We start from the raw sequence: 12,158 nt of genomic DNA on the forward strand, positions 1-12,158 counted from the left end.
TTGTAATGGTTAACTAATATTATTTTAACCTATTTGAAATATTTGAAACATATTTTTGTCGAATTTTTTTCAATAATTTTTCCTTTTTATCCTTTAAGTGAATATCAGTTACAAAGATTTACAATGATTATAATTACAATAGTATCAAATAATAGTTTTTTAAAATCAATAACAACTTATCAAAAAGATCATGTGGTTATTTTATAGCGCATAAACTATAATGAGTATTAAATTCTTATAAACAATGGTGATGATATGGACATAAATTCAGATGAATACAAACAAGAAGTACTTATTAAAGATGTTATATTGCTTGCTGCTCGCATATTATTAGAATCTGGTGCAGAAGGTACGCGTGTAGAAGATACAATGACACGTATTGCAAAAAAGCTTGGCTACAGTGAAAGTAATAGTTTTGTTACAAACACTGTCATCCAGTTTACATTACATTCGGAATCATTTCCTAGAATTTTTAGAATTACCTCTCGGGATACTAATTTAATTAAAATATCACAGGCGAATAAAATTTCACGTCAAATTACAAATAATGAAATTACATTAGAAGAAGCAAAATCACAGCTCGAAAAAATATATGTAGCTAAGCGAGACAGCAGTCTTCCTTTTAAAGGCTTTGCTGCAGCAATGATTGCAATGAGTTTCTTATATTTACAAGGTGGTAGATTGATTGATGTCTTAACTGCAATATTAGCAGGTAGTCTAGGATACTTAGTCACTGAAATTCTAGATCGTAAGTTACACGCACAGTTTATCCCAGAATTCATTGGTTCATTAGTAATTGGGATTATTGCTGTTATTGGACATACACTTATTCCAACAGGTGACTTGGCAACTATTATCATTGCCGCGGTCATGCCTATTGTCCCTGGTGTATTAATAACAAATGCAATACAAGATTTATTTGGTGGACACATGTTGATGTTCACAACGAAATCATTAGAAGCATTGGTTACTGCGTTTGGCATCGGTGCTGGCGTTGGTAGCGTATTAATTTTAGTATAGGAGTATCATGACTATGTTTTGGATATTAAACTTTTGCTTTAGCTTTTTAGCCTCAACGTTCTTCTGTGTCATTTTCGATGCACCTAGAAAATTATACTTATCTTGTGGCTTCGTTGGTACATGTGGCTGGATGGTTTACATACTATTTTTCAACGGTTTACATGTACACACAATATATTCTAGTTTCTTTGGCAGTTTAGCCTTAGGATTGTTAAGTCATTATATGGCTCGTAAACAAAAAGAACCTGCCATCATTTTCATGGTTACTGGTATCATTCCATTAGTACCTGGTGGTTTAGCATACGATGCTACAAAAAATTTAGTCTTATTAAATTTCAGTACAGCAATAAATACAATGTTAGAAGTAACACTTATTGCAGGAGCCATCGCATTAGGCTTATTATTCGCAGATCAAATTTCCAAATTAATTGTTTCTGGTTTCGTTAAATCTTTTAAACGACTATAAATATTGTTAGAAATAGCTTACCCCTAACTCTTAGCAAATTTATATATGCTTTAACCATCTCTACTTAAATCCCAAATTAGATCATACAAAAATCGCACGATATGCCTCCGAATTAAGAAGGTATATTGTGCGATTCTTTTATTATTTAGTTGTTTCTTTTTCAGGTTCTTCAATCATATGATCAACTTCATTTTCACTTCTATTTAAAATCAAGCGACTCAATTCATCATTGTCCATATTTTTCAACTTAGGATATCGAATTATGAAGAATATCAATCCAATAATCAACCATCCAATTAATGCAATATAAGATGGTGCCGTCAATGCTGCTGGTGACCCTGGTACTAATAGCAATGCTAAGAAAATGAATGATACGACTGAGCCAATAATGGCAAATGTTTTATATACAGGTGCATACGTATTACTTTGTTTGTTATAACTAAATAATTTAGCAGCAGACAAACACGTAATAAAGTAAGCAATTGATACACCTGTAGAAGACATATTAACTATCCATGTCAATGCCGTTCTTCCTAACCAAGGTGCAATTAATGACACACTTACTAAGAAAATGATTGCAACATAAGGCGTTTTGTATTTACTATGTAATTTACTAAACATTGTTGGCATAATGCCTGAACGTCCCATTGAAAATAGCAAACGACTTGAACTCATTAAGAAACCATTTAAACCAGTAAATATACCCATCATAATTGCAATAGCTAGTATACCTAAGCCAATATAACCAAAAGCGGTTTGTGTAACTGCACCCGTTAACCATAATTGTCCATTTAAACTTTGGTGACTTGTTGATAACCAACCTGTATAAAGAATCATAACAACATACGTTAATGATGCTGCTAATAAACTATACACAATAAGTTTAAATGTCTTATTCGGCGCAAAGTTAAACTCTTCTGCTGTTTGTGGTATATTATCAAATCCAACATATGCCCATGGAGCGACAGATACAATAACGATAATAGATACAAACCATCCTTTGCTAGGTTCAGCTAAAGGCTTTAAATTTTCAAGAGCAAAATTATTGCCGAAGAATGAACCAAAGAACATTAATAATACAACGATAACCATTGCTACACAGAAGTAATATTGTAATGATCCAGATACACTCGCACCACGAATTGTCACAAGCATAAATACAAGTAGCAATACGGTAGCAATAATAATTTCTGTTATATAAACGTCCCAACCTGCAATAGTATATAATTTTCCATTATTTAAGACGTCTGGCAATAAGAATTTAACTAACAAACTGAATGCGGTTGCATTTAAAGCAACTACACAAACATAACCAAATGTTAAAAACCATGATGAGAAGAAACTCACATATCTGCCAAAACTTAAGAAACTAAAGGCAAATGCGCCCCCTGATACTGGAAATCTTTCTACTAATGCGCCATAACTTACCGCAATTAATATCATTAACAATGCACCAATAATAATACCAATTGATGCAGCAATCGGACCTGATTGCTTAATCCAGTCTCCTGGTAAGATGAATGCGCCCCATCCGATACATGAACCATATGCAATCGCCCATACAAATTTTTCAGATAGGTTTTGTTTTAAATCGCCTCTATCTATTTGCTTATTCTTTTTTTCCATAAATAAAAACTCACCTCGAAGGTATTCTATACCCAAAAGATGAGTTTGTAACTCTTTTTCTTGATTATTTTTATTAAAAATTTAATGTTTAGTTACATAGGTAATCTAAAATTTAAAAATTTAACCAGCAAATTTGAATGTCGCAATGATGAGCATGAGCCATCCAATGATGAATAACACACCACCAATTGGTGTAATTGCACCTAATATTTTAACTTGTGTTAATACTAAAATGTATAATGAGCCACTAAAGAAAATAATACCGGCAAATATTAACCAACCTGCCCAATTAACATTGATAGATGTTGTGCCACTAATTACACCTAATATCAATAACGCCAACCCATGATACATTTGGTATGTTGTTGCTTTTTCCCATACTGATAAATAGTGGTCACTTACTTTACCTTGCAAACCATGTGCACCGAATGCACCTGTTCCAACTGCCATCATAGCATTTAATGCACCTAAAATAATAAATAATTTCATAGTTACCTCTCCTTAAATAATTCAGTATTAAGTTAATATTGTAGTCACAACATTTGGATAAATATACATGTCGCTTTATTAATATCATTCAGACTTAAAAAGCGATTAAATCATTATAGTTCCTTGTTACTCTTTAAAAATCAAATATGGATTCACCATTGCCAATATCATCATCTGTCGCTAATCTTTGCTGTTGGTTTGAAGGTTGTGAATATGACTTATTATGATGATGTGCTGAATGCGTATTTACTTTACCACCCATCGCTTCAATTTCAGCAGCTGTCACTTGATGTGTTGGCTGCGTTATTTGTGATTGTGGCATTTGATTATGGTTAGCAATACGACGATTCATTTGTTGTTCACCAATATGTGGTGTATTTGATGTTGAAGCATATAAAGATGTTAATATATGTATGGCATACATATGTTTTTCAAAGTCATGGTCATGCTGCGCCTGCTCTGCTTGTACTAATTCTTGCTCAATTCGTGCTATTAAAATTTCTCTATTCACCATCTACGCCTCACTTTCACACCAATTAATTGGTGATTTTCCTACTGACTCTAAATAGGTATTCGCTTTGGAATACGGTTTTGATCCAAAGAATCCTCTATATGCAGACAGTGGACTAGGATGCACTGATTTTATAATACAATGTTTAGATGTATCGATAAGCTTTATTTTTTGCTGTGCAGGTTTCCCCCACAAAATAAAGACAACATGTTCTTTATAATCAGACACTGCTTTAATAATTTCATCAGTAAATGTTTCCCAACCAATATCACGATGAGAATTTGCTTCACCCTGTCTTACGGTTAAAACTGTATTTAATAACAAGACGCCTTCTCTTGCCCAATCTTGTAAATGTGGTGTTTGTCTAACACATCCAATATCATCTGCTAATTCTTTATACATATTACGTAAAGATGGAGGGAATTTTGCGTTAGGTTGCACTGAAAATGCTAATCCATGTGCTTGGTTTGGACCATGATACGGGTCTTGTCCTAATATAACAACTTTGATATTTTCAAACGGTGTTAAATCAAACGCTTGATATATATTTTCCCTATCAGGGTATACGATTGCAGTCGAATATTCTTTTTCTAAAAAATCATGCATAGCTTTAAAGTCATGTTTCGTTGTTATGTCATGAAAAATTTGCGACCATTCCATTCAATCTCACCTCAGGACATATTTTAACATATCACACTTATCTAAAGTGAATGACATTTTCAAAAGTTACAATAGTATGAATGATTGATTTGAACAATCATCAAATATTGAATGCTTAATATTTTTCAAATAGGTTAAAAATGATATGATGAATACAATATTATAATGTAGGAGTGAAGCTCAATGGCTTTAAAGAAAGTTTTAACAATTGCCGGTTCTGACACAAGTGCTGGTGCAGGTATGCAAGCAGATTTGAAAACGTTCCAAGAATTAGATACGTATGGCATGGTCGCTTTAACTGCCATCGTTACTATGGATAAAGATACATGGTCACACGATGTCACACCATTACCTATGGACGTATTTGAAAAGCAACTTGAAACGGCCTTATCAATTGGACCTGATGCTATTAAAACAGGTATGTTAGGTACTGAGGAGATAATCAAACGTGCTGGAGAAGCATATGAGGCATCTAATGCACAATACTTTGTAGTAGATCCTGTCATGGTTTGTAAAGGTGAAAATGAAGTGCTTAACCCTGGGAATACTGAAGCGATGATTAAATATTTACTACCTAAAGCAACGGTAGTGACACCAAACTTATTTGAAGCGGGTCAATTATCAGGATTAGGTAAATTAAATTCAATTGAAGATATGAAAAAGGCTGCAACAATTATCTTTGATAAAGGCGCACAGCATGTCATCATTAAAGGTGGCAAAGCTTTAGATCAAGATAAATCGTATGACTTATACTATGATGGTCAAACATTTTATCAACTAACTACAGACATGTTCCAACAAAGTTATAACCATGGTGCTGGTTGTACATTTGCTGCGGCAACAACTGCATATTTAGCTAACGGTAAGTCACCGAAAGAAGCTGTGATTAGCGCGAAAGCTTTCGTCGCTTCTGCTATTAAAAACGGTTGGAAAATGAATGATTTTGTTGGTCCTGTAGATCACGGTGCATACAACCGTATTGAACATATCGATGTTGAAGTAACAGAGGTTTAATGGTTCTTCTATAAATCATCGATATTAATCACATTATATAAATTGGGTGCGAACTCAATTTATATAATGTGGTTTTTTTATAATCATTATGCTCTGTAAATAATTTGAATTTAAAAGTTATACTTAAGCGTTTTATCTTTAATTAAAACCTCATACATATCGAACAATACTTGCAAATATTTGCTTTCCATATGCAGCCATGACTAATTAAATTCTTTATTTTCAAGATAAACATGCACTCATCTAGATGGTCAATACCTCTATAATTATAATTTCTTTATGATAAATGCCCATCGAATCACATATGTTATATTTCCCAAATGACTATAAGGCGACTCTATAAATATATATTTATTTTTAACTTTTATACATAAATAGTCCTAGTAAAAAATACGTTCTATGTCTGATTAAAAGTTGATACTTAAGATTGATGTGGTAAATATAAATGTTATTTATAATATGACTATAGAGTAGCAAAGGAGGTAATATAGGTTATGATTATTTATCGACAGTATCACCATGAAGGTGCACCAGTGTATGAAATTATAACCAAAACATTTCAGCATGTTTCTATTAAATGTGACGATTCATTTAGTGATACTGAAATTTTTAAATTGCTCTCTTTATTACAAGACGATATAGATCATATGAAAGTTAGTTAGATTGACTAATCGTTCCAATAATCCAGAATTTATTAAACATTTCATAAAGTTGTTATTATTATTTTCGAAATAATGCATCCCCATGCAACAGAAGTACCTTAACCTATATTTATCTCTAATTACAATAATAATAACAATACATAACTGATATTAGCTGTCCTTTCATCTCCTAATTAATATGCGTTCATGCAGCTAATATCGGTTATTTTTTTGTGCTCAAATAAATCTTTATTTTAATCTCTCCGTCATCATTTATTGCTATAATTTCTTGCTCGCTTTGTTCAATAAATTCGATATTTTCATTTATTAAAATAGGCTTAACATAGTTAATTTGACACTGATTGACCTCTAATGACTTTGTCATCAGCATCATTTGACTCACTAATTGCCCTGGCACAATCTTATTATGTATTGGATTGCCATCATCGACGAGTGCCAAATATTCATTTACCCATATTTCATTAAACTTCATCCCTACATCATCGCCTTAATAAAAGTTTGTGTAATTGTTATGATATCTCGATTATTTTCAGTTAATGTTAAAGTCATCGTATATCGTTTGATATTGCGAATCTGTCGACATTCAATACCTTTCAGACAACCCGTGTATATTGTATCAACTTCTATTGGTTGCGTTTGATCAATTGCTGTTTTTGTTAAAATTAGTTCACTATTTGCATAGTTTCTAAATAAATCAAATTTTGGCCATAATGACGCACACATTAATGGTGGAACTTCTTTTCTATAAGGTTGGTTAAAACACTGATAATATGCAGCCACACTATCCTTAGAAAATGACACATTTAATCGCTGGTTAGAATCGAGTGAATAATGCTGCATTTCCTAGACCTCCCCCAATCCCCATAGATGCAATCATAGTTTCTTTGTCAAACATATAAAATAATCGCGTCACTAATTGGGCACCGCTTGCACCGTATGGATGACCTGATGCTAATGCACCACCCCATATATTTAATTGCGTATTTGAAATATTTAAAGCTTGTTGGCAGGCAACCACCTGTGCACTAAAAGCTTCGTTAATTTCAATAACTTCAATATTTTCTATCGTTAATTGATTTCTTGATAGTAATTTGGAAATAGCAGGAACTGGTCCAATGCCAGGCAAATTAGAATCAACACCTACCGTAACACCATCTTTAAATAATAAACCACGCTCGAAACCTAATTCATACGCCATATCTTTTTCCATAATCAGTAATAAAACCGCGCCATCATTTTTCATACAACTATTCGCAGCGGTAACGGTCCCACCTTTGATCACGGGCTTAAATCGGCCAAAGTTATCTTTCGGAATATGTGATTTTAGACTTTCATCAGTGTTGAATATTTCTCCTTTAACGGTTATAGGAAATATTTCCTGAGAAACATTTCCATTCTTTATATTTTTTACTGTCAGTTGATGACTTCGATAAGCAAATTCATCTTGTAATTCTCTTGAAATATCATACATCTTGGCTACATTTTCAGCGCCTTGAATCATTGATGGGTCGCTCATTTCAGGTGCAAATGATGCACGCTCATAAAACTCAGGTAATGCTGTTTCGTACACAGAATGCGGTCGCTTGATTTTCCAAGGTGCTCGACTTGTACTTTCAACACCTCCTGCAATATATATCTTACCAGCTCCGGCTTGAATCATGCGACATGCATATTGAATACTTTCAAGTCCAGACCCACATTGACGATCAATTGTCACACCAGGTATTGAGTCTTTTAGACCCGCTTCAAGCAATGCTTTCCTTGCAATATTGCCACCATTCCCAACAACATTACCTAAAACTACATCATCTATTTTAGATATTACCTCTGGATATTTCTCTTTAAAATGTTGGAATAAAGGTTTGAGTAATTGTTCTGGCTCTAAATGTTTTAAAGTACCTCCATATTTCCCAAATGCAGTTCGTTTAGCTGCAACTATGACTGCTTGATTCATATTATAATTCACCTCTCAAATACAACGACATCATTTTTTCTCTAGCAATTTTACCACTTGCAGTGTAATATATCTTTTCTACATGATGAATCATCGATGGAATTTCATAGCGTTTCACTTTCTTATTTAAAAGTAGTTTTACATCTTTATGTGTAAGTGTCACATCACCAGAATAAAGTAATACACCTATTTGACCAAAACGCTCATTTGGAATACCGATTATAATTGCTTCATCAATGCTCGACGATTGCGTTAAAAGGTGTTCAACATGCGCTGGATAAATATTTTGACCACCAATAATTAACATATCATTCTGTCTTCCTGTTAAATATAAGTACTGCTCTTTTACACGGCCATTATCACTAGTAACAAACCATTCATCATTATTTATACATTTGTCACCAACATAGCCATTGAATATCATATTACTTTTCACACAAATAGATCCTATACCATTTCGATCATGATCCATCGTTTTCAATTCCACATTAGGAAATAATACACCCACTGATTCAACAGGTGCTTGCTGATTTAAGTTATAGCTGATAAAACTGGTTTCCGATGTACCAAAAAATTCAATCAAATTTATGTCGTTTGCTTGATTTTTTATCTTTTTAAAAACAGAAGAATGCAGCTTATCTCCACTGCTAAAAAATGATTGGATTGTATATTCATTGTTGTAAACGAACAATAATGATTTAATCATCGTTGGAACAAGAAACATAGCAACTTTGTATGATGATATTTTACGACATTGGTTAAGTAACTTTTCAGGATGAAAAGTGGTCTGTCCTATAAAAGTACGACCGGAACTTAAAGCGAACAATAACGCATATAATGTTAACGAGTGCGATAGTGGTCCCGGGGCAGCTAAGGCATTTTCATTTTTTAACATCAACATTTCATTAACTTCAAAAGAAGCCAACCATGAATCTTCATCACGATAATATGCTTTTGGGAGTCCAGTTGTCCCCGAAGTAAAACCAATGTGTAATAAATTGGGGTAATTCTGTAATTGCGTTGCATCAATAAACATCGGTGAATCTATGCTCTGCATGAGACCAGTGTCTTCAATTACATCTTTAATACCATATTTTTCAATCAATTGACGATGTAAAGTACTTTGCCATTTACCTTCCATCATCATTGGCACTTTCTGTAAACGATGCAAAGCTAAATAACAAATAATACTTTGAACCGGTGATTTCATATTAATAGCAACGACAGGATTAAGTGAATATTTCTGCAAAGATTCGACTGCGCTAGTGATGCGGACATTCAGTTGACTATATGTAATTGTTTCATCATCTATATGTAATGCTATGTCATTAGGCTTATTTTGAGTATGTGTTTCCAACTGTTCTAAAATTACGTTCATCAATATCCCTCACTCAATGTAAACTTTATAATATATCTTGTTAACATTATATAATGAATAAGTATTTTTATCAGGTAAACCTGACTATTATAAAAATCAAACTTAAGCCCTAGATAAATTTGATACTGTAGTACCATGTTTTTTATTAGATAAGACGTTACTATATGTGTATAGAGAAAAGAAGTTATAGCAATCGCAATAACTGACACAAATAAGTCACCCAATCTATTTAAATTTGTGTTCTCTATAGTAATATTGAAGGTTAGAGTCTCAATATTAATTGCGTTGGACAAAATACTCTAAGACATATTTACATCCTAACATTTCAATAGCAAGAGAATTTTAAGTATTCAAAGCTAAACATATGCTTTAAGTCCCCTCTTCCCCCATTGCGATAATCATTGCAGTGGGGGTTTATGTATATACAAAAACTTTATTTCAACTAATTACATTTTTCAATTTAAAAAGCACTTTAAAGTTAGTAAATTTTGCTAACTTTAAAGTGCTTATATACGATTGATTTATACTTATTTATTAAAATGTCTAATCTTTTCTTTCTTTAACCCACCATAATGCTTCTTTAGGATGTTCAGCATAATACGCTCTATCTTTCTCATTATCTACGTTAGGATACGAACCTTTAAGTGATTTCCCTGCTGTACTCAAATGTAAAAATGCAATTACTAAAAAGCCAATTAAACTAACTGTAGTTAAATAATATGCTGGTGCCAGTGGATTACCTGTTTCAGCTACTAACCATGAAGCCACTAATGGCGTTGTACCACCAAATATAGAAACAGAGATATTAAATGTAACTGATAATGTACGATATCTTATATGACTGTAAAACATCGTAGGTAGTGATCCAGGCATTGTTGCTTCATATGTTGATAAGAAGAAGCCTAAAATAAATATTCCAATGACTATAACAATAAATGATTGTGAATGTAATAAAATAAATGCAACAATACTAAATATTGTCAATCCGCCAGTACCAATAAGAAATACTTTCTTTTCGCCTATTTTATCGGCTATTTTACCAAACATTAATGCTAATGGAATCATTATGGCCATTACACATGTGATTAATACACTAGTAGTAGTTGCATCTAATTTGATGACTTGTTCTAAATAAGTTGGTAAGTATGCAGTTACCATGTAATTCGTAACGTTAAAGAACACGACTGCTATAAAACATACAAATATGTCTTTGTAATAAAATCTAATGATTTGTAAAAAGTTAATATTATCTCTTTCTGGTTGAGTTGCAACATCATTTTCAAATACCGGAGATTCCTCTAATCTACGACGTAAATATAACCCAAATAAGCCTAAGAATAATCCTAGTAGGAATGGAATTCTCCAACCAAATGATGCCATTTGCTCATCGGTTAAAAAGAATGTCAATAATGCAATCATAATTGAAGCTGCAATATAACCCGATAGTGTTCCGATTTCAAGACCACTTCCTAATGCATTACGATGTTTATCCGGTGATGACTCTGCGACATATGTCATTGCGCCCGCATATTCTCCACCAGTTGAAAATCCTTGTAACACTCTAGCAAGTAATAACAATATTGGGGCCCATAGTCCAATTTGGTTATAGCTTGGCAATAAACCAATAGTTAATGTTGAAAATGCCATTAAAATAATTGTTGATGTTAATACAACTTTACGTCCATATTTGTCACCAATAATACCAAATACAACACCACCAATTGGTCTTAATAAAAATGCAATTGCTAATGCTGCAAATGTAAGTATTTGTCGAATATCTTGACTTTCCACTGGAGAAAAGAAATTCGCACCTATATACGCAGTTGTATAAGCATATACACCAAAGTCAAACCATTCCATTGCATTACCAATACCCGTTGCAATAACAGTCTTCTTGGCTTTCTTTGCATCCACCATGTTAATATTCTCTTTATTAAAATCCATGAATTCATACACTCCCTCTTGTATGTTTCATAATTATACGGAGTTAATTAGTTTTGTCAAATTTATACAAATTTAAACTTTTATATAAATACAAAAGTATGTTTGGCAAAAACTTTCATTTTAACGAAATAAATCCAACTATTTTATACCCATAATCATTTGAATCAAACTATTATAATTCGTAAATTCCCAAACCTTTAACATTTTCAACTTATAACTAAAAATAGCGATAGGATACAACTTCGTAATAGTCATATACTATCGCCATAATTTAACTAATTTGAAATAATTTCAACAAATCTAATATGTTTTTGACAATGGTTATACTGATAAAATTCACAATAGTAAATCTGTTGCAAAAACCTTGATTAGTGTTATTAAACATTCAAAATTATTTATAAATATTTATTTAGACTATCAAAGATATACTGTGA

13 protein-coding genes are annotated in these 12,158 nt (G+C 32.5%); 4 read left to right on the forward strand and 9 right to left on the reverse strand.

The features are described 5' to 3' along the window. Positions 1-255 precede the first annotated feature (255 nt). Together CD116_RS12105 and CD116_RS12110 are read left to right on the forward strand one after the other, a co-directional pair. On the forward strand, positions 256-1,020 hold the full coding sequence (locus tag CD116_RS12105) for a threonine/serine exporter family protein (RefSeq protein ID WP_047530189.1): 765 nt from the start codon (positions 256-258) through the stop codon (positions 1,018-1,020). Between the two features lie 13 nt (positions 1,021-1,033). After that, on the forward strand, positions 1,034-1,486 hold the full coding sequence (locus tag CD116_RS12110; RefSeq protein ID WP_047530187.1) for a threonine/serine exporter family protein: 453 nt from the start codon (positions 1,034-1,036) through the stop codon (positions 1,484-1,486). Between the two features lie 141 nt (positions 1,487-1,627). Here CD116_RS12110 and CD116_RS12115 read toward each other — a convergent pair whose 3' ends face one another. From CD116_RS12115 to CD116_RS12130, 4 genes are all read right to left on the reverse strand, one after another. Then, complete coding sequence (locus tag CD116_RS12115; RefSeq protein ID WP_047550128.1) at positions 1,628-3,112, reverse strand: APC family permease; 1,485 nt, start codon at positions 3,110-3,112, stop codon at positions 1,628-1,630. A 120-nt stretch (positions 3,113-3,232) separates the two neighbouring features. Next, positions 3,233-3,601 carry a DUF423 domain-containing protein gene (locus CD116_RS12120; protein ID WP_047427769.1) on the reverse strand — a complete coding sequence of 123 codons (369 nt, stop codon included), beginning with the start codon at positions 3,599-3,601 and terminating at the stop codon, positions 3,233-3,235. A gap of 133 nt (positions 3,602-3,734) precedes the next feature. Then, positions 3,735-4,115 carry a DUF5327 family protein gene (locus CD116_RS12125; protein ID WP_047550134.1) on the reverse strand — a complete coding sequence of 127 codons (381 nt, stop codon included), beginning with the start codon at positions 4,113-4,115 and terminating at the stop codon, positions 3,735-3,737. Then, positions 4,116-4,772, reverse strand: a complete 657-nt coding sequence (locus CD116_RS12130; protein WP_000455258.1) for a uracil-DNA glycosylase — start codon at positions 4,770-4,772, stop codon at positions 4,116-4,118. Positions 4,773-4,955: 183 nt separating this feature from the next. On the opposite strand from CD116_RS12130, the gene thiD reads away from it, so the two are divergent. Further along, complete coding sequence (gene thiD, locus CD116_RS12135) at positions 4,956-5,786, forward strand: bifunctional hydroxymethylpyrimidine kinase/phosphomethylpyrimidine kinase (protein ID WP_047550136.1); 831 nt, start codon at positions 4,956-4,958, stop codon at positions 5,784-5,786. A 494-nt stretch (positions 5,787-6,280) separates the two neighbouring features. After that, entirely contained in the window at positions 6,281-6,448 is a 168-nt protein-coding gene (vraX, locus tag CD116_RS12140; protein WP_000587958.1) for a C1q-binding complement inhibitor VraX, read from the forward strand. 202 nt (positions 6,449-6,650) lie between these two features. Here the strand turns inward: vraX and CD116_RS12145 are convergent, their stop codons facing one another. The 5 genes from CD116_RS12145 to CD116_RS12170 form a co-directional block, all read right to left on the reverse strand. Beyond that, complete coding sequence (locus CD116_RS12145; RefSeq protein ID WP_047550139.1) at positions 6,651-6,920, reverse strand: hypothetical protein; 270 nt, start codon at positions 6,918-6,920, stop codon at positions 6,651-6,653. A gap of 2 nt (positions 6,921-6,922) precedes the next feature. Further along, entirely contained in the window at positions 6,923-7,288 is a 366-nt protein-coding gene (locus CD116_RS12150) for a hypothetical protein (protein ID WP_047550142.1), read from the reverse strand. Next, positions 7,263-8,402 (reverse strand): thiolase family protein, encoded by a 1,140-nt coding sequence (locus CD116_RS12155; protein ID WP_047550145.1) that lies wholly within the window; start codon positions 8,400-8,402, stop codon positions 7,263-7,265. The genes CD116_RS12150 and CD116_RS12155 overlap by 26 nt, the downstream gene beginning before the upstream one ends. A gap of 1 nt (position 8,403) precedes the next feature. Further along, positions 8,404-9,780 carry a long-chain fatty acid--CoA ligase gene (locus CD116_RS12160; protein WP_047550148.1) on the reverse strand — a complete coding sequence of 459 codons (1,377 nt, stop codon included), beginning with the start codon at positions 9,778-9,780 and terminating at the stop codon, positions 8,404-8,406. A gap of 543 nt (positions 9,781-10,323) precedes the next feature. Then, positions 10,324-11,724, reverse strand: coding sequence for an MFS transporter (locus CD116_RS12170; RefSeq protein WP_047427794.1), 1,401 nt, complete (start codon positions 11,722-11,724; stop codon positions 10,324-10,326). Positions 11,725-12,158: the final 434 nt, after the last annotated feature.

It is taken from the genome of Staphylococcus schweitzeri (assembly GCF_002902405.1).
Classification (GTDB): Bacteria; Bacillota; Bacilli; order Staphylococcales; family Staphylococcaceae; genus Staphylococcus; species Staphylococcus schweitzeri.

What these genes read in the sequence shown, in the direction of transcription:
- CD116_RS12150 (WP_047550142.1), bottom strand. Translation starts at nt 7,288, where the DNA reads ATGCAGCATTATTCACTCGATTCTAACCAGCGATTAAATGTGTCATTT.
- CD116_RS12145 (WP_047550139.1), bottom strand. Translation starts at nt 6,920, where the DNA reads ATGAAGTTTAATGAAATATGGGTAAATGAATATTTGGCACTCGTCGAT.
- CD116_RS12120 (WP_047427769.1), bottom strand. Translation starts at nt 3,601, where the DNA reads ATGAAATTATTTATTATTTTAGGTGCATTAAATGCTATGATGGCAGTT.
- vraX (WP_000587958.1), top strand. Translation starts at nt 6,281, where the DNA reads ATGATTATTTATCGACAGTATCACCATGAAGGTGCACCAGTGTATGAA.
- thiD (WP_047550136.1), top strand. Translation starts at nt 4,956, where the DNA reads ATGGCTTTAAAGAAAGTTTTAACAATTGCCGGTTCTGACACAAGTGCT.
- CD116_RS12125 (WP_047550134.1), bottom strand. Translation starts at nt 4,115, where the DNA reads ATGGTGAATAGAGAAATTTTAATAGCACGAATTGAGCAAGAATTAGTA.
- CD116_RS12110 (WP_047530187.1), top strand. Translation starts at nt 1,034, where the DNA reads ATGTTTTGGATATTAAACTTTTGCTTTAGCTTTTTAGCCTCAACGTTC.
- CD116_RS12130 (WP_000455258.1), bottom strand. Translation starts at nt 4,772, where the DNA reads ATGGAATGGTCGCAAATTTTTCATGACATAACAACGAAACATGACTTT.
- CD116_RS12105 (WP_047530189.1), top strand. Translation starts at nt 256, where the DNA reads ATGGACATAAATTCAGATGAATACAAACAAGAAGTACTTATTAAAGAT.
- CD116_RS12160 (WP_047550148.1), bottom strand. Translation starts at nt 9,780, where the DNA reads ATGAACGTAATTTTAGAACAGTTGGAAACACATACTCAAAATAAGCCT.
- CD116_RS12155 (WP_047550145.1), bottom strand. Translation starts at nt 8,402, where the DNA reads ATGAATCAAGCAGTCATAGTTGCAGCTAAACGAACTGCATTTGGGAAA.
- CD116_RS12115 (WP_047550128.1), bottom strand. Translation starts at nt 3,112, where the DNA reads ATGGAAAAAAAGAATAAGCAAATAGATAGAGGCGATTTAAAACAAAAC.
- CD116_RS12170 (WP_047427794.1), bottom strand. Translation starts at nt 11,724, where the DNA reads ATGGATTTTAATAAAGAGAATATTAACATGGTGGATGCAAAGAAAGCC.